The sequence below is a fragment of the Sphingobacterium sp. genome (genome assembly GCF_032065005.1).
Classification (GTDB): Bacteria; Bacteroidota; Bacteroidia; order Sphingobacteriales; family Sphingobacteriaceae; genus Sphingobacterium.
Window position 1 is genome coordinate 447,552 of the sequence record NZ_DAMBMM010000003.1, and the last position, 19,260, is coordinate 466,811.

A 19,260-nucleotide genomic window follows, 5' to 3' on the forward strand; every position below is an offset into this window, starting at 1 on the left:
TGGTATCTCAATTTTATACAGAGAATTAACAAAGTGGCTAATTGAAGAAAAGTCAAAATGATCATATGATTAATTACAACAAATCACAAACATTATTTTAAAATGAATTAACTAATTATAGAAACCAAAAGAGAAGTGTGTTGAGAATATCTTATCTTAACCACTATTTAAACCAAATCTTATAAACTTTTAATTATTCTGTGCCATTCAATTGGACACATTTAATGCTTGAAAAAGTTGCTCTGCGGTAAAGGGTTTTGTCAAGTACCTCTCTATGTAAGGAATTTTATTTGCACGAGCTAGGTCTTCCTGGCTTACAGAAGAACTTACGATAAGGACCCTTGGTACATCGATTCCAGCAGAGATTTTCATGCTTTCAAGCTCTTCCAAAAACTGCCAGCCATTCATTAGTGGCATATTAATATCCACTAATAAAACATTTGGAAACGCGACTCCCTTGATATGGAGCGCATTTAGATGGTTAAGAGCAATAATTCCATCTGAAAAAATTTTCAGGTCAATCTTCATGTTGGTAAATGATTGAATCATTTTTGAAACAAGGAAGCAAAATATACTATCATCATCAATCAAAATAATTTCGAAAATCTTTTCCTTTTCTGCCGATAACTCTGATTTTTCCATCATTAAACACATTAAGTCTTACCAATTTTTTAATAAAAATGACTTTTCAAAAACTCATTCTTTTCTAATTTATAAAGTTTTAAATATATTGAATTCTTACGATACATATATTAAAGAGAAGTTAGGACAAAAGATCCAATGAAATATTAATCATTATTTCACAAATTATAACTATACTTTTTTGTTCACAAGCTCTGTTCTCAATAATGGAAATGTTAACAATACCTCTGTAATTTTATTTATATTTGTATAAATAGCTAGTTGCATAATTTACATTTGGTAGGACCCAATGGAGTAGTCCATTGGGTTATTTTTTATAATTTAATTTCATTGGTCTTTTATATTTATTATATTTAGGCTCCTTTAGAACGACATACTCTAAATATTACGCCTTAGCCTGACAATTCCTCGATCTGTCAGGTTTTTTTTATGTATTAGGTCATTGAATGAAACAATCCTCATAATCCGAATTAAGTAATAGTAGGAACGAAAATGATTAACAATGAAAAATCGATTTTAGAAAAACTATTCATGATAATTTACATACCTTTCGATTCAAATTCATTTTCATAAAAGAATATCCAATGCTGAGTTTAATAAATTATTTCCAGATTTTTAAATATTAAGAACACTGCCATCAATCAATTAAAGGAAATTTCAAATCAACAATTTATATTTTATATAATCGGTCTGTATTGGTTCAATTTCCTGTTTACGAAGTTCAGTAGCAATTTGAGCCCTGTGGTAGTTTGAATGGTTAATAATGTGAAACATGATATCCTTAATCATGCAACTATAATCATTATTGTCCTTCATTTGGAAATCAATCATCTTTAAAGAATTATGCTTTAGCAGCATATGTTTTGATATCGAATGATTAGATTCATCTAAATCACCCATCATAGGTACAGAGTGTATTTGCCAGATTTCCCAATGTTCATTATTTTGCATTATTCTGTTATTCCAGATTCGATGTGCATTCAATATGTGACTTAAAAGTTTTATTGATTGTTCTGAAACCTGATCTTGATAAAGCAAGAATAATTTAATCAATTCATGATTACAATGACGATTATAATCAAACATTTCATTTAGAAAACAATCCGAAGTTTGATGTAAATGCATTAATAAATATAAAAGATATTACTCAATAAAATAGTCATGATAATGAATTTACCTTATTTTACATGGAATTTTCAACTAAGTTGGTCAAGTTTTAATGGTATAAATTGGTATAAATTTCAAAAAAACATAGCTCATTAAAATTTTATTTGTATAATCATATTCGTCGTTCGTTACCCTTTTATTGTAAAAATGGATAATATGGTAAAATAAATCATATTTAAAATACTATAAAATACATCATACTTTTATTTCAATTCATCTTCTTTTAAGGTATAACAAACATTTAGAGTAAAAAGTGCATTTAGTAGTTTCATTATTATTTTTTAATATTGTCTATATCAATTGCCAATAATTATATCTTTTTGTATTTGATAATTAAGTTCATTAACCTCAATATATATTTAATAAAGGGACTGATGTTGAATTAATTGTTTTAATATATTTTGTTAACCTTTATATTTGACCTTAAAAATAATATACATGGAAAATAATTTGGACCTTCAAAATAAACATAATGATTATTTAAGCCCTGATATTGAGAATAGAATTTTAGAATTACTAAAGGATTGGGAACAAACGAATGGATTTATACAAAGAGATATTAAATTAGCATATTTAGCAAAAGCCTTAGGTTTTAATAGAAAATATATCTCTTATGTTATCAATAAAAATTTAAACAAAAGCTTCCCAAATTACATAAACGACCTTAGACTTAGTTTTATTGAGAATATGATAGGTGAATTTGAACCAAATTCAAAATTAAATCTGACCTCATTGGCAAAATTGGCAGGTTTTTCAAGCTATTTTAAGTTTGCTCACTATATAAAAAAAACCTATGATATGAATCCAACCTATTATTTTAGGAGAAAAAGATAACGACCATTTTTTCTACATTAATAAAGTATTTTTAAATCTTTTTTTAAATCGGAGACCGGTTAATATTAAAAAGTAAAAGTAATTTAAAAATTAAATTACACACATATATTATTATGAATTAAATTTGACATCTCTAAAAAAAACTTTATAGAGAAATATATTGATAATTTTTAGGAAAGATAAAAATCCTTTGGATTGAATTGATTTTCTGCTTATTTTTAGCTATCCAAAATATTGATTTGTAAAATTACTTTATTAATTAGTAGTTTAGGGTTAACACATATCCCTCGTCTAATACGAGGGATTTTTTTGCTGTTTAATATATACTTATCTATTCCTTATTTTGAGATCATTAATTCCATAATTAAATAACTGAATCATTTGGGTTTTCCTTTATGTCACCGAATCCAAAGCAAATAATTAAATTTAAAAATGATTATTTAATTGTTCCTAAATTAATGAATAATCATTTTTCACTATGACTTATGTCTTTGAATATTTTCCCATCCTTCATGATAACAATAAACTTCATTTTTGGTTGAGTCAGCAGCGACAAGTCCTTGAAAGGATCTCCGTCAACCAATATTAAATCTGCCAAAGCATTTTCCTCAACTACACCTAATTTACCTAAATAAGGACTTCTCAAACCAGACATTTGCAATAACTCGGCATTATCTTTTGTGATCATTTTTATTATTTCTGAATTTTCAAACCATTGCTGCAATCTTAAAATATAATGATTTTGTTGAGCGTTTAATTCCGGTTCAAACAAGAAATCAGTTCCCCATGCCAATTTTACACCTAATTTCTTTGCCATGGGCCAAACTTTGGCCTGTCCCTCCAACACAGGTTTCCTTTTGGCTTTTCTTTCCTCACTCATGTCATCGGTATCACCCACCAAATTTTGAAGGCTTAACCAAATTTTTTTATCGGCAAGAATTTTAAGTGTTTCTTCATCTAACATTTGCCCATGTTCAACGCATTTCACACCCGCATTAATTGCTCGCTGTACAGCCTTCGGGGTATACGCATGAACCGTCACATAAGTTCCCCAATCTTCAGCAGCTTCTACAGCCGCTTTCATTTCATCAAAGGTGTATTGAGTTACATCAATAGGGTCATATGCCGAGGAAGTGCCGCCACCTGCCATTAGCTTTATCTGGCTTGCACCAAATCTCAAATTCTCTCTAACAGCTGTAAGTATTTCATCACGACCGTCAGCAATAAAAGTAGCTCCAAATCTTTCAGCCCGAGAAACCACCCCGGTAAAACGTCTAGAAGGTTCAGACGCCGAACGGAAGTCTCCGTGTCCAGAGGTTTGGCTTATTGTTGCCCCGGAGGGCCATATCCTAGGTCCTATCAATTTTCCATTGTCTATGGCTAACTTAAGAGGAAATATTGGCCCTCCAGCGTCACGGACACTTGTAAAACCTCTCATTAGCATTTTTTCCGAAGAAGAGCCAATTTTTTCAATAACAAACTCTTCAGAAAGGTCATTTGTCATCATTTCTCCCATGGTTAAAGATCCAAAAACTAAATGAACGTGAACATCAATGAGCCCTGGAATTAATGTTTTCCCCTTTCCTTGGATAATTAAAGAATTATTACCATTTTCAGGAATCTTGCTACGACTAATTTTTTTTATGGTATTTCCTTCAATTAAAACGTTAAAAGGTCCTGATAAAGCGCCCTTCTCATAATCGTATAAATTAACATTTTCAAATAATACATTTGCATGTTGTGAAAATGCTGGATAGATATTAATTATCAGGAATAAAGTTATAATAATTGCTTTCATATAGTTAAGTTTTAGATGGCTTACGCAGGAATCCTGCTGTCAGGAATAATATAATAAAATTCACATTTTAAATCAATTATTTGATTAAAATTCATTTAAAGCGATTTTTTTATAAAAAGACTTTCAGAATTATTACTTATATTTTTAATTCTGATCTTTTAACTCTAAAATCAGCCTTATAAATGAACAATACTACTATAAAAATATTTAAGAAGTGTGAGGGCTATAAACTTTATTGACAAATTAATAGTATTACCATAATGACCATAGAAAATAATGTTAAGATGATAAATGCATAGAAAAATAATCTTACTGTCCTATTTTCTCTATCCACTTCAAAGCCTGCGGACCAAAAATATTCTTTCAATTTGCATAGGTAATAGTTAAATTTTGATCCAATTCTATCAAAGTATTTCATTGATTATTTTTATATTATCTCCACTAACAATTGATATTCAATATTTATTGAGGTACGTAAATTGGGCCAAAATTAAATGAACTATCTAACAAAGAATATACCTACCCTTAGGTATATTTCAAAAAGGATTACTAGCTGGATAACGATACACAATCGAATTTATCTAACCTAAAAGTAAGAAAATGCTTGTGTGATTTAGTTCGAATTAAAAGAACTCATTTTTAATGATTCGTTTTCTAATTTGTATTTTCAATTCTTTATATATAATTTAGATTACTAGCTTGAATTAAAATTTAATATTAAAATATTATTTAACTATCACTAGCTATCGAATCCCTGGTCAAATTTAAGTTGTGACTTCTTAAATAGACTAGGGATTCAAATATGTTCTTATTTAGAAGAATTTCCAAAATATCAAATGGCTCCTATGCACAATGGATAAAACAATTTCTAAACAAATTATTAATATTTTTGTAGTATTAATAAGTAAATAAAAAAACAGTTAGAATTTAATGCCACCATTCTAAAGAAATGGTGGCAATTTTTATCAAAACAGTTTTCTTTGGTACAGAAGAAAAAACTCTACTTAAAAAGAATTTCATACATACCAACTTCCTTCAAAATGATAATTTATCATTTACTTTCGAGAAATTCTAATATCTTAATTTCTTTACCGTCACTTGGAAAATAATATTTCATCATAAAAATAATATTTCATTAAGCAGATTATTTATTCCCCACCTTTATTATTTATTCATGTATTATAAAATTCCCCAACCTAACTAAATATTGAACCCTTCCAGAAAAAACAATATTGAATTAATAATTTCACTTTTATCCTCATCATCTCCACAATCAATACTGATAATCAATCAGTTACAAAACTTACACCACAAAATGCACCACCTTTAGGGCGGTGCATTTTTATTTATAAAAATAGTATCAAAATATCATGATTCAAGAAGTCTGATAAACCATAATTTTATTTTTCTAAATTTTATAGTGACTTAATATAACTGTTCATATATTATTGTAATTAATGTTATATTCGTTAAAATGTTCTATTGATTCAAATTCTATAATTTAATTTTAATATAAGAGTGCATAATAATCATCCACAATTAACGTTAGTAGATTTTTTTTGCGGTGCAGGCGGATTTACCGAGGGTTTCCGACAGATGGGTTTTCAAACTTTATACGGGTATGATTATTGGCTGCCTGCGACTCAAACCTATAACCATAACTATCAGCTAAACTGCGAAACAAAGGATATATCTGTTTTCTTAAATTCAATTGAGGAGATAGACAAAGTTCCTAATACAACAGTTATTTTAGGAAGTCCTCCTTGCGTTAGCTTTTCTTCATCAAATAAATCAGGCAAAGCAGAAAAGGGACTAGGTATTACGCTGATTAAATCTTTCCTAAGAGTCGTAGCCGTAAAGAAACATCAAAAAGATTCGATCCTCGAGGGTTGGTATATGGAGAATGTAGCCAATTCGAAAAAATATCTTCAACGGTATTATACTTTCGCTGATCTTAATCTTTCAGAATGGGCAATATCTATTGGGAAAAATCCTAATGAAGAAGCTCTATACGTTGGAACTAATACAGCAATTATTAATTCTGCTGACTATGGCTCTCATCAAGCTAGAAAAAGATCCGTATCAGGTGAAATATTCAAAAAAGGAGGCTTCTTACTACCTACTCCGACACATAATGAAATTGGTGTCGGTTTAAGAAAGTGGAATACATTGGGTAATTTTCTTGAGAGAATGCCTTCCCCTACTCTCACTAACCCTATTGGTTACTTTATAGACCCTATATATCCACAAATTAAAGTTAGTGCTTTAGATCTTACAGATCACTTCTACGATAGCGGTCTTTATGAGTGCGAATGGAGGCAATCAAGGGAGCTCAAAACTAATCATCATTGTATGGGAAAAATGGCTTTCCCAGAAAATATGGAAAAACCAAGTAGGACAGTAACCGCTACAAAAAGTGGCACATCTAGAGAAGGTCTTATCTATAAGTCTGGCTATAACAGAATTGGAGATGGTGAATATAGATCACCAACAATACGTGAGATTGCCTCAATCATGGGTTTCCCAATTACTTATCAATTCACAGGAAACTTATATGCTAAGTGGAGACAAGTCGGAAATGCAGTTTGCCCTTCTGTTAGTCGAGCACTTGCAAAAGAATTCTTAGAACAAAATGGCTATACAACACCTTCAGAGATAAAACTGCAGACAAAAGTTAATCTTGAGGGGATAATCAACCTAAATGATTTTAAAGAGGCTGTCTTTGATAATCCTCCTAAAAGAACAAAAAACTCAAAGTTTAGAAGGCATCCACTTAAGGATGGTAACTTAACAGTGACATTGTCTAATTTTGATATAAAAGAAAAAAACACACCTGATGGTAGGTGGTTAACTTCCATTCAGTATGGCACTGGTGCTAACTTCAAACATCAAATTATAGATGATGGTTTCTACAAATCGCTTGAAGATTTTATAAAGAAGGAGATTAAAGAGGGAGAAAAATTTTTAAAATTCATTAATAATGGATTCTCAGAAAAAATCGCTGATTCTGCTTTAATGCAAAAAATGTACGAGCAACAAAAATCAGAGTATAACAAAAAAGAGCCCACATATCTAATAGATGATTTAAGAAGTATCATAAATAATATTTCAATAGAAAATGAGCTATTTGATCAACAACAATTTAAAAAAGTTTTTCATTTCAAGGACAAGGTTCCATTGAAACAATTTTTGGCATTATATGGTGTAAATAAAATCTCTTCCATCATTAATAAATTAGATTAATTCAAACAAATAAAGAGATTTAACTATTTTCTTAGCTTCCTTATTAGAGTCTCCATATTTTTCATACAATTTTTTAAAATATCCCAATTCTTTTGAGTCGGGATATTGAAACTGCAATATTTTATTTTGAAGAATTGATGTAGTTCGTTGATCAAACATTTGCCTTTCTTCAACATACTTTAAAATATCCATAAACGTTGATTCGTCACTAAGTCTAATTATTTCTTTTACTTCAGAAATACGATTTTGATATTCCAAATGAAATCTTTTCATTTGTATACTATCTTTAAAATCTAAAACATCGAGGTGAAATGGAGAATACTCCATATAGACGAAATTGTCAGCTAATTTACTATTTACAAAATCTAGAAATTTAAGATGTTCAATGGCTACTTTTTCTGTTTCTACATATTTACTCAATTCTCGGTAAAAAACAGCACCACGTACACTCTGCAAACTACGATCTAAATAATACTCTTTCCAAATCTTATTAAAAAGCAAAAAAATCCAAAATTTTTCATCATTTTGTCTTCTTTCATCAACTAAAGTAGTTACAAAAGACTTAATGATTTGATTTGATCCTGCGTTAAAAGAAAAAAAATCCTTAACGAAACTTTTATTGCTTTCATCTAAATCTTCGAGAAAAATCAAAATATGCTTCAGTGCTATCCTTTTCTCTTCTACTTGATCCAAATCTCCTCTTCTAGATCTTTCGCTTTCAATAGATTCTAAAAAAGCAGTTATTTCATTATTAAATTTAAAAGTTTTTCTATTTTCCTTCATATTTAATAATAATTTCTTATACAAAGAAAACCATTGTGATTCTATTAGAAGATTCATTATTATATAATCTCCTTCATACTCACCTAAGACATCAAATGCATCTAGATAGAATTGTTCTTTATCGCTATGAGATTGTTCATATGATTTCCTTAATCTTATTCTAGTTTCCGCTTGAATTAATTTGTATAACTCGACTTTTTCTAGAGAATTCAAATCTCTCATAGGACGAATTAATTCATGATAAATAAAGTTTTTATTTAATGTTTTAAAAGCCATATTACTTAAGATCTAAAACTTCCTTAAAAAAACCGAAATCCTGGTCAACAAGTAATTTTCTATCTAAATATAGATTCCGTTCTTCACAAGAAGTCTCGCTAACCAATCCGCATGAAAAACAGGATGCAAAATTTAAATTAAATAAACCCTGCCCTTCTGATGTCCAACACAGAGGATCACTTTGACAAATTGTAGCACGTGTTAAAGCACTTTTTATTAAGCTATTTAGATTCTTCTCGGTCGTCTGAGCTATTAATCCTCCCATACTACCCTCCGAACCTTCTACTGTATAAATTAAGAATCCTGCCATTTTGTAAGACTCATGGTTTGAAACATACAACCTTTCTTGGAGTGAAGCCGTTGGATATCCAGAGCGAAACTCTAGCTCTCTCATTATAATATGAGAAAGAGTATGTATCATATACAATCTCCAGTTTTCATTCAAAGCTTTCTCAATAATCTTACGACTAAAACTACCTCTAATACTGGGTAATTTTAATATCCACTCATCCAAGTCTTTTCTATATACAATTTCGTATTCATCAATTAGCTCTTGATTTAATGAGAAAAATATCCCTTCACCGTAATTCTCGATCGCAGGATATGAAATTACCTCCTCTGGACGACGCCTAAATATTTCCTGAACTATCATACCTTGGTCTGGATCAAACGGTTCAACACGAGAAAAATCCAGTTGAGTAGAAGTCATCTTCATATTGTCTACCCGTAATATTTTTGAAAAATATCCCCTAATATGATCATTCAAATTAACTGTTGTATCTTTAACCTTCAGATGTTCAATGTCAATATTTATTTCATCATCAGTCTTGCTATTTAAAGCAGAAAATTCCTCAAACTTATACTTTAAGTCTTGTTCAGCTTCATCCACTTCTTTCACATCATTTGGCAATGCTTTCAATTCTATAATTCTATTTTGCAAATCTATTGCTAGGGCAAAATCTTCAGCATCGGCGGCTGCTTTCTTCTCTCGTTCCAACTTTTCGATATCCAAATCAATTTGATTTTTAAATAAGGCCGAAGGAAGATAAATACTAGACATTATCCTGGAGAAATAAAGATTATTTCCTGTAGTAAGTGCAACTTTCATTGCCTTTGTACTACTGCACTTTTCTCTTGGTGGCTCATTTCTCCTAGAATTTGTAGATCCTGAATAAAGAAAACTATTATTATTTGCGTCTGAAACACTTGCTTCCCAAGGTTTATGTCCTGGACATAATACTTTAATGCTAAACAAACCTTTTAATGAAGTTCCTTTAGAACCACAACAACCTTTGTTTTCACATTTTAACCATTTACCATCAAAACCAGACGCATTGGAATTTGCTACTCTAATTGATAATTTCGGAGCGATACAACAATTTTCGTAACTAAAAAGTTCAATTTCCCTTTGGAGATCATGGGGGTTTTGTATTCTCCATTTTAAATATTTTGACCAAGGAAAGTCACTAATATGACCATCGGGACATATAAGTACGAGATTATCCTGCTTCAACTGTTGAAAGAAAAACTTTCCGTTCTCCAACTCCACCTTTTTCTTAACTGGGAAAAACTGTTTAGCATATTTATCATCTTTGTTTTTTTCAATCCATTCTGAATGCCAACTACTATATGATTTTAGAATATAATTAGAATCGGAGAAAACTTTTGGCATGTATGTACTTGCTATAGTCAAATTTTGACTTCCAAAATCCACTGTATTGGATTTTTCATTTAAGTCTAAATCTGGTATAAGTACTAAATATTTAAGATTATCAATCTTCTTTTTTTCTTTAAGCAAGGAGATGAATCTATCGTCATTAGAAAACTCAATTCCTCCCTCTCTTGGTAATGCCGCTTGGTTCCTCACATAACGATTTATATCTTTTTCATTAATCGTTATCGCCTCAACATGTAATTCATCAATTCTGTTTAGAAAACCCCACTCTTCAATGCAAGAAACAATAATACTTCCATATTGGGTATGCAATATGGACCCTGCACCTCCATAAGCCGAAAGCAACTTAAACTTACTAAGCGATTCATTCGCCTGAGTATTCTTATTTAATGTAAACATTAGTCTTTTATTTATTGTTGAACAGTTCTAATTACTACTTCTGGAGATACTTCTCTTAGTGAATATCCTACCTTCCATTTTAATGGACGTGAACTATCAGTTAAAGAGGTGAATAGCGAACTATTTGGAGCTGTATCATTCCTGAAAAAAAATTGTTCTTCTACATTACTTGTTACTAATTCTATCCAATTATTTAAAAGTGTCTTACATTTAGTAATAATTTCTATAGCTGATTCTTCCGAAATAACACCATCAATTGATGAGGAAAACCCAGGTTTATTGGAACCTTTTAAATAGTTCTCTAGTTTTACTGCATTATTTAATATTTCACTAATCTCGATTTCAACGTAACTTAATATACTATCTACTCTTTCATTATCTATTTCTATTGCATTCGTATTATTTGTTAATCCAAAATCAAGGTTATGACGTACAATAACGGCGAGATACATGGCTAAATATCTATCCAACGCCTTACTTGCAAACGGAGTAACCGATATCGGTTCAACGTAACTATAAAATTTCTCATGAAACTCTTTAAACCTTTGATAATGTGATATATCTCTTGATCTAAAAGGGTGATGAACTGTAAACACAATTCCATCCTTATCTCTAGCTACGCGACTTGATGCTTGAATATACTCAGCCACATTCCTTGGCATCGAACTAATGATCATCGTATTAAACCTAGAAACATCAATTCCTACAGAAATCATGTTTGTTGAAATAACTAATTCAGGTGGTTGAAAAGTATTCAAAATAATCTTATTAACATCAACATTAACTATGGTGAATTTTTTACTGATTTCAGATAAATTAGTTTTAACTTCTTCACCAGTCAAACGTCCTGTTAATTCAGAATAAGAGATTTGATCTTTATCTCTAATGAGTTTATCTATAAAGGTCCATGGAATAGTATTTTTTATTACATAGTTTACATCTCCTGGTAAATAATGACTAATTTGAGACTGAGTCTTTCCAACCTCTTTTAAACTATTAAAATAGGATAATACCGTATGGTAATAATCTAAGATTGTTTGTGCATCTTTAAATTTTTGTTTTCTAGTAAATATTTCTTCCAGGGAAAAGTTATCCTTGATATATTGCAGTCTATGAGCTAAAGCAATTGATGCGACTCTTAATTGCATCCAAACCTGTGTTTTACCTACAGGTAAAATACCAACATATCTCCTATTAGATAGAAATACGTTGCTTGCATCGCGTTCATAATATGCGAAAAAAGAATCGTCTGCGGTAACACCTTGTTTAGGAAATATTTCACTTCTTCGACCAAATAATCCAAAAATTTGCTTATCGGTGTTTCTAGTCGTAGCTGTTGAGGTGACGATTTTTGGCTTAACGCTTATACCATTATAATCTTCATACGTACATAACGAATCTATAGCTTTTTCAAATAATCCTACGGCACTTCCCAAGGGACCTAATAACAAATGAAGCTCATCTTGAATAATAAGATCTGGTGGTATCCTTTCAGTTTTTCCTTTATATCTTCCGAAAAATCTACTCGAATCTTTACTTCTTTCATTATTAATAATTGATACATTATTTGCTAAAGCTGCAAATTTATCTACAGTACCAAAAAGTAAAGTGGGTGGAAATTTATAAATATCTTCATCGAACAATAAAAATGGTATACTTTCACTCTGATCAAAAAAACGATTCTTGTTATGAAAATCACAATTAACATTATTACAACAGATATTAAGAGTATCATTAATTCCATAACTATCACTTAAATGATTAGGTGAAATATTTGGTAATGATTCATCAATAAATAGATCAAAACCACACCAAGGACACTCAGTAAATGGTAAGTTTGTTTTTAGAATAATACTTTTTTTGTCTGTTGAGCTACTATATTCTGAAATTTGAGTAGAAATATCTCTCAAGTTTTCTTTCATACCTTTACGCTCACCTGTTTCAGTCCATTTATTAGGCAATGAGTCACCTCCTACAAACAGGCCAATTGCAATTCTTTCGGTACCAAGAGAATAATTATGTGGTATGGTAAATTTAGTCCTTCTAATAACTTCTAAAGCACAAATTAAAATTGTGGCTCTTTGAAATTGTTGTAAAGTAAGTAGCCTTAATGTATATCGCATTAAAACTGTTGTCCCATTTCCCGCCTCACCCTTTGAAATTCTTCTATAATTAATACAAAAAGCTATAATTCCTAAATATGCTTCAGTTTTACCTCCTCCTGTTGGAAACCAAACCAAATCTGCAATTTCATTTCTTTCGGGCCAACCTGTTCCAAATACATCTTGAATTGTTGTATCCCCTACTGGTGGCTTAACAAAACCATCTATATTCAAGAGAACAAAAGCCAATTGGAAAGCTCTCCAATTATAAGGTTTTTCAATATCGACTGTGGTGTAATAATGTTCATTTAGTCGATTTGATTTTAAATCTAATGAGTTATTTTTCTTTAAAACTGTGTTATGCAGTTGCATAAACATAGCTGTATTCATTAGTCTAAAAGATGTCATCGCCGCTAAGTTTGATTTTAACAATCCAACATTTCGCTTCAAACGATTATAATCAACTTCACAAGCTCTCAACTGATTCAATAAGAGCTCCCTACTCACATCATCGATTATTTCATTCCTTTTGTCAATGATCCAACTTTGATAGTCATCGACAAACAATTCTAATTTCGAAATAATTTTCGCATCACTAGCAGATGACAATGTAGATAATTCTCTCATTGACAAGATTGATTCATCTGTTAATAGTGAGACAATCTGGCTATCCTTAATTTTGCTAGGGGAATACCCAATTCTTGGTGAATCCTGAGCAGGTAGGAAATCTGTAATTATAAACTTTTTCCCATTTGATTCTGACCAATTAACTGAGGTGTTATAACCTTCACCAAAATCCTTAAAATTTCGATACAATAATTTGTTAAAATTATCTTCTTGATCAAAATCTATGAGTTGAGGAGAATTGTATGGAATTAAAGTATTTATATTTTTTTCGATGACCTTCAGTTCAACACCAAAGTAAGACATTAGATTTGCTGCGTCCTTCTTATTCAATCCAGGGAATTCGTTCGGTCTGAGAACTAGCTTTGCTTTATTTGACACTATAATTTTAACATAAATACCTCCATTTTTACTATCACGAAGATATTGCACAGCAAATTTTAATTCAGAGTAATCTTTTGAGACAGGAATAGGCTTGGGACGTTCAACACTCTTTCCAGTGTATTTTGGCAAATCTAGAACTATCGATTCTGAAATAGATTTCCAAACATTGTTTGGGGTGTTCTTTTTTAAAACATCCTTAAAATCTAATGTAATATCCTTGATTTGATTGTATAATTCAAAACCTTTTATTAAATCTCTAATTCCATTATATGATTCGCAATTTACAATAAGTCTTTCTTTTAGAAAATCAATAAATTGGTCTTCATAAACTGTATATATATTTGAAAAGGATTCGCCATTGTAACTTTTACTTCCAATTGAAAAATATTTCCTTCCATTACTTTTAAGTTTATAGTATTTTAGATCAGATTTTTCTTCCTGTAGTTCTTCTACAAGATCGTCTTCAACCAATAGCTTAAAAGGCTCAACAATTATCTTATTAATTAGATAATTTAAGTTAATGTAATCTATATTATAAAAATTCGCTACATCAAAAGCATCTTTGAAACCTATGTAGGTTAAATTATCTCTTTTTATTACTTTAAGATAATCTGAAAGATATTGATTAACAATATTCTCGAGGTCTATTTCATTTTCTGTGATTAAAATGGAGTAACCTAACTCTCTTATATTTTTTTTTTGTGAATTTTTCGTAACGTCTAAAAGAGAATATTACATCTAAATCCTCATTAATATTAGCGTTTTCCTTTATAACAAACGATAAACCAAAATCTGTTGGATAATTCTGTTGCTTACTTGATAATGACTCAACTGTATCAGATTTCATCTCATCACTATCTGCTGAAGTATTTGTATTTCCTTCTAGGCCATCCCCTTCAATTTCATCACTTTCTTCTTTAGATCCATCTTTTTCCTCTGTTTCAGGAAAAAGAATAGCAGTACTATATTGGTATGCAGGAACCTCCGGAATTATCTCATAATCATTTAAACTTACATCCTCATTTGCATCAAACTGAAAATGATATTTAAACTTATAGGATCCTGGACCTATGAGTTGTTCTCGTACAAAACCTTCGAGTTCTTCTCTTTTATTTCTATGGGTTAATTTCATTCTGTATATTCGTAATTGGTTCTAAATAATCTACTAGTTTGTTTAATATACTCTCTACAACATTTGTTGCAAACTCCTCCACACTATATTCCTCTGAAAAATCAATTTTACTAGAACCTAATATATTCATAATCGAATCTATTGCTTCATCAGAATTCACTCTATTAATATAATCTCTATCAATAATAATATCTAAGATTTCAGCATATAATCGCTTAAACTCTTTACTATTCTTATATTTTGCCACATAGGCTATTTGCATTTCTGAAGGTGCGATATTTAAAAATTCGCATATTAGGTTGCGATCTTCTTTCCGCGGCAGTTTAAATGATTCTAAATCAAACTCTCTTTCTATAGATATGTAGGAGTTATTAAAGTAATCCTGTCCCTTAATTTTAAGTCCAATTTTCGTTAATTTATTAAATGAATTACCTTTCAGATACAGATCATGTTTAAAATATTTTACACTGTTAGGAATAGTATCTAATTGAAATAAAAAGTCGCTTCTCAATTTTCTCTTTATTTTTCCAATATTTAAAAATAAGTCGTTTACAACCAGATTAAAGGCCTTAATTTTTAAAAAATTTTCTCTAAAAACATACACCATAGAATCGGATTGATAATGCATTATGTCCTCATTTAAATGGATTGATATTTTTTGCGAGCTAGCGGTCTTACCTGGTTTCGAAATATTGAATTTATCAGCCTCCTCCACTTCATCTAAAATTTCATCAAAAGAGGTTTTAGTCTCATCAGCAATTAATGCGGTAAAATCTTCCTTAGATTTGATGGATTTGAGGTATACCTTTAAATCAGTTCTACATTTATCTAAAATAATATTTTTCCGCTCAATACATCTGGCTTTGTATTCACCTATTTCAAGAAAAATTTCCTCACGAATAGCAGTGAAGTATGATATAAATTGATAATTATATAATTGATAAATTCCAAATGGATTAATATTATAAAATAAAAAATCTGGTACAACAACCTTAACTGATGTTCTTTCGTTTAGAGGAATTTCATTCAGAAGGAAATTAATATCAAAACTGTTTAAAATAATATTCACCTTATCTGCAACCAAAGAGCTACTGAATGTAGATTCTTCATTAATTTTATTTTGATATTGTTTGAAGATTCCATAGGCAACTTTTAGCATAGTAGATCTACGTGTATTCTTATTTAGATCCGGAAAAACAAAATGTTGATTTTTATCTACAAAAATAGATGACCAATCTAACTCGTAAACTAAACTTAATAGTTCAAGTATTTGTTTATAAATTGGCTTATCAACTATATAAGGATAGTTTTTTTCGAAAAGTGATCGCCAGAAATCAATTGTTTCGACTTTGCAAATAAATAGGAAAAAATATTTAGGAAAGGGATACAAATATTTATTAACGCCTAAATCTTTCCAATCGAGCAATATATTTGCAAGTAACTCATGAATTTTAGCTCCTGCATTTGTTTGAACAATATTAAAATAAGAACTAAAATCAACCAATGGGTTATCCCTATTTATAATTTCATTGGGTACAATTATTAAATCATTACTTAAGATATCTTTTGCATCTCTTATCGTAAAACGATTTCTAAATGACACATGGAAACTATCTACATCATTTCTAACCAAACGATGGTCAATATTTGAGTAATATGGATATTTAACTAATATCTGAACATTAGAATTGGAATCATTAATTTCTTCATATGTGTTATTAAAATATTCAATATTTCCTGCCGAATCTAGGCGAATATCAGTAAACAGGCCATTATTAAAACATTCTATGGCCTTATTCTCTTCCTGAATATAAATATTTTTATTATCCAAACTAATTATCACAGTTTCAGCAAGAAGATTTTCTTCACGAATTGATTTGTATAAGGGAATGTTATTTTTTATAAAACTCAATTCATTTTCACCAATTGCATGAAATGCTGGTGTAAAAATATTGTCAGGTGTATAGATAGTATTAGATTCATTAACCCATTGAGAAACATGCTCGTGCTTTTTACTGAAGTTCAAAATATCATTTTCATTATCAAAAAAGTCAATAATAAATGAGTCATATAAACTTATTGACTTATCTTGATAATAAACTCTAAAAGAATGGTCTAAATACTTTATATACTTTTCAAAATGCCGAATATTTTCTTTATCGAAAAAAGGCAGGTTCAAATACAGTGATCCTACTTTAAATTTCGTGAAACGGAAATAAAGCTCACCAATATAACTTAATTGATTTTGAGTTAAGTTATCAGCTAAATTTAAGCTCTTTAAAACTACATTGTTAATTTTTTTAAAATCAATTAACTCCATATCATCACATTTAAACTTGACATAGCCCGAGTACTTCCTATATATAATTGAGTACGATTTAAATCTGAAATTGTACTACTAATTAAAAGTACATCCTCGTTTTCTAACCCCCTATACTTGATAGGGGTGGTAAATTTTATCTTCTCAGAAAATACATTAATATTGTTTTCTGAAAGTTCAAGTATATAGCTATCAAAATAATTCGTTAATAACTCTTTAACGCCATCATATATACTTTTCTCAATTAAAATCACTTTATCTTTAGGATGAACCCTACTATTTTTAATAAAGCGTGAGATAAACTCCAACTTCTTTATTGTATCAGAGTCTTGAAAATACTTTTCTCCCAGTTCTTTGTTAACAAATTCAAAATCTAATCTCTTAATGGCATTACAAACTGAATAGATTTGTGGGTGTTGAGCTGTTCTAAAAACATTATCAAAAAAATAATGACTAAATCCATCCTGAATAAAATAGTCTTCATAAAAACCTAAATCAGTAGTATCGCTCAAAATTGTTTGATCAATATCATATAAAATAAAAAACGCGGGTGCATTATTTTTCTTATCAAACTTATTTACATATTCATAAAAATCTTCATCAAAATACTCTTGAGCTTCGTCAAAGATGAAGTAATCTAATTCTTTGGCTAAATACTCCTCGGCTTTTGTCTTTGAAAAAATTTCAAATGAAATATAGCTTGAGTTAATTCTATACTCAGAAATGAGCAGATGTTCGATTTTCCTTTTTACGAGTAAATTTGCACAAAATATCACCCCCGTCTTTTGGTTTAAATAATTCTCAGCTATTACCTTTAGTGCTAATACTGTTTTACCCGTACCTGGCTTTCCCTGGATTAAAACTCTTCTATTCTTTTTTAAACCTTTTAAAATGTCATAATTGGTATTTAGGATTAATTCAGAATTTAAAGTATCAACATTGTAACTGTATGCTGCTTGGTTCGGGAACAATTGATTTTTAATCCTTCTCAACTCTTGAAGTGACATTCTTGGAAAATTATTAAAAACATGATTATTTCCCTTGTATGCATTTATTGAGTTACTGACAACTTTCTTGGTCTCATTAACAAGTTCATTAAGGAACTTATAGAAACTTTCTGTTTTTGCAAAATCCGTTCCAAGGTTTATGTAATTTGAGTATGAATAAAAGCAGTGTTTATATCCTCCTAACTCTGGTCCGACTAACTGAAAATTATTTGTATGAGGAAATACTATCGCCTTACAAATAAATAGCTTAGAATTCCCAATCAAATCTTTTAAAGTTCTTACATACTCTTTAGCTTGAATAAATGGATTTTGAGCTTTGTAGAAACCTTCATCTTTAAAAGAGTAAAAGCAACCATTTTCAACTTTTACACTTCCTCCTTTTACTTCAATTACAATTAATCCATCTCTATTCAGTAATAAAAAATCAATCTGTCCTTCGACCTTTCCTTTACTCCCTGGATGTTTCGAGAGGTTATAATTGTGGTAAAAATACCATTCGTCATTTTCATGAAATTCAACTTGATTATTAATGTTCAACATCTGCTGATAAAGCCAAATCTCACCATTTAAAGCTGATCCGTCTTTTTTAACTATAACTTTATCAAGATTATTCTCTGGATAATTATTTAAAAATTTAATTGGCATTTAACAACTACAATAGATTAGGATAATAAATTACATATAATTGTAAAATCGTATATTAAATATACTTTCTCTAATATAACCATATTATTGAATAAATGTTAACAAAGAAAAATCTTCGTGCGGGGTTGTGGGCAGAAACAATCCCTCCTGTTAATACTGTCTCCCATTTTCAATTACCAAAAACTTGAATAAAATCTATTTTTTGTGATCCATCCAAATCTTGAATAAT

Annotated in this window: 11 protein-coding genes; 2 read left to right on the forward strand and 9 right to left on the reverse strand. The window is 29.9% G+C overall.

Features of this window, described 5'->3' with window-relative positions; all coding sequences use genetic code 11:
- Positions 1-207 precede the first annotated feature (207 nt).
- Both RT138_RS07170 and RT138_RS18880 read right to left on the reverse strand, forming a co-directional pair.
- Positions 208-645, reverse strand: a complete 438-nt coding sequence (locus RT138_RS07170) for a response regulator (RefSeq protein WP_312696095.1) — start codon at positions 643-645, stop codon at positions 208-210.
- Between the two features lie 654 nt (positions 646-1,299).
- A complete protein-coding gene (locus RT138_RS18880) occupies positions 1,300-1,767 on the reverse strand; it encodes a DinB family protein (RefSeq protein ID WP_409529446.1) in 468 nt (155 codons plus the stop codon).
- 480 nt (positions 1,768-2,247) lie between these two features.
- Between RT138_RS18880 and RT138_RS07175 the strand changes: the two genes are divergently transcribed.
- Positions 2,248-2,643: a helix-turn-helix domain-containing protein gene (locus RT138_RS07175; protein WP_185211766.1), complete on the forward strand. Its 396-nt coding sequence runs from the start codon at positions 2,248-2,250 to the stop codon at positions 2,641-2,643.
- A gap of 466 nt (positions 2,644-3,109) precedes the next feature.
- Here the strand turns inward: RT138_RS07175 and RT138_RS07180 are convergent, their stop codons facing one another.
- A complete protein-coding gene (locus tag RT138_RS07180; RefSeq protein ID WP_185211765.1) occupies positions 3,110-4,441 on the reverse strand; it encodes a metal-dependent hydrolase family protein in 1,332 nt (443 codons plus the stop codon).
- A gap of 1,518 nt (positions 4,442-5,959) precedes the next feature.
- On the opposite strand from RT138_RS07180, the gene RT138_RS07185 reads away from it, so the two are divergent.
- Entirely contained in the window at positions 5,960-7,684 is a 1,725-nt protein-coding gene (locus RT138_RS07185) for a DNA cytosine methyltransferase (RefSeq protein WP_313190112.1), read from the forward strand.
- Here the strand turns inward: RT138_RS07185 and RT138_RS07190 are convergent.
- The 6 genes from RT138_RS07190 to RT138_RS07215 all read right to left on the reverse strand — a co-directional run bounded on the left by RT138_RS07190 (position 7,676) and on the right by RT138_RS07215 (position 19,031).
- Positions 7,676-8,743 (reverse strand): hypothetical protein, encoded by a 1,068-nt coding sequence (locus RT138_RS07190; protein WP_313190113.1) that lies wholly within the window; start codon positions 8,741-8,743, stop codon positions 7,676-7,678. The genes RT138_RS07185 and RT138_RS07190 overlap by 9 nt on opposite strands.
- 1 nt (position 8,744) lies before the next feature.
- Positions 8,745-10,817 (reverse strand): DrmB family protein, encoded by a 2,073-nt coding sequence (drmB, locus tag RT138_RS07195; RefSeq protein ID WP_313190114.1) that lies wholly within the window; start codon positions 10,815-10,817, stop codon positions 8,745-8,747.
- Between the two features lie 11 nt (positions 10,818-10,828).
- On the reverse strand, positions 10,829-14,398 hold the full coding sequence (locus tag RT138_RS07200; protein ID WP_313190115.1) for a helicase-related protein: 3,570 nt from the start codon (positions 14,396-14,398) through the stop codon (positions 10,829-10,831).
- A 178-nt stretch (positions 14,399-14,576) separates the two neighbouring features.
- Entirely contained in the window at positions 14,577-15,059 is a 483-nt protein-coding gene (locus RT138_RS07205; protein WP_313190116.1) for a hypothetical protein, read from the reverse strand.
- Positions 15,043-17,379 carry a hypothetical protein gene (locus RT138_RS07210; protein ID WP_313190117.1) on the reverse strand — a complete coding sequence of 779 codons (2,337 nt, stop codon included), beginning with the start codon at positions 17,377-17,379 and terminating at the stop codon, positions 15,043-15,045. Before RT138_RS07210 ends, RT138_RS07205 begins: the two co-directional genes overlap by 17 nt.
- Positions 17,370-19,031: an NERD domain-containing protein gene (locus tag RT138_RS07215; protein WP_313190118.1), complete on the reverse strand. Its 1,662-nt coding sequence runs from the start codon at positions 19,029-19,031 to the stop codon at positions 17,370-17,372. The genes RT138_RS07210 and RT138_RS07215 overlap by 10 nt, the downstream gene beginning before the upstream one ends.
- Positions 19,032-19,260: the final 229 nt, after the last annotated feature.

Coding starts and splice junctions, on each gene's coding strand:
- RT138_RS07215 (WP_313190118.1), bottom strand. CDS start 19,031: ATGCCAATTAAATTTTTAAATAATTATCCAGAGAATAATCTTGATAAA.
- RT138_RS07190 (WP_313190113.1), bottom strand. CDS start 8,743: ATGGCTTTTAAAACATTAAATAAAAACTTTATTTATCATGAATTAATT.
- RT138_RS07205 (WP_313190116.1), bottom strand. CDS start 15,059: ATGAAATTAACCCATAGAAATAAAAGAGAAGAACTCGAAGGTTTTGTA.
- RT138_RS07210 (WP_313190117.1), bottom strand. CDS start 17,379: ATGGAGTTAATTGATTTTAAAAAAATTAACAATGTAGTTTTAAAGAGC.
- RT138_RS07175 (WP_185211766.1), top strand. CDS start 2,248: ATGGAAAATAATTTGGACCTTCAAAATAAACATAATGATTATTTAAGC.
- RT138_RS18880 (WP_409529446.1), bottom strand. CDS start 1,767: ATGCATTTACATCAAACTTCGGATTGTTTTCTAAATGAAATGTTTGAT.
- RT138_RS07180 (WP_185211765.1), bottom strand. CDS start 4,441: ATGAAAGCAATTATTATAACTTTATTCCTGATAATTAATATCTATCCA.
- RT138_RS07170 (WP_312696095.1), bottom strand. CDS start 645: ATGATGGAAAAATCAGAGTTATCGGCAGAAAAGGAAAAGATTTTCGAA.
- drmB (WP_313190114.1), bottom strand. CDS start 10,817: ATGTTTACATTAAATAAGAATACTCAGGCGAATGAATCGCTTAGTAAG.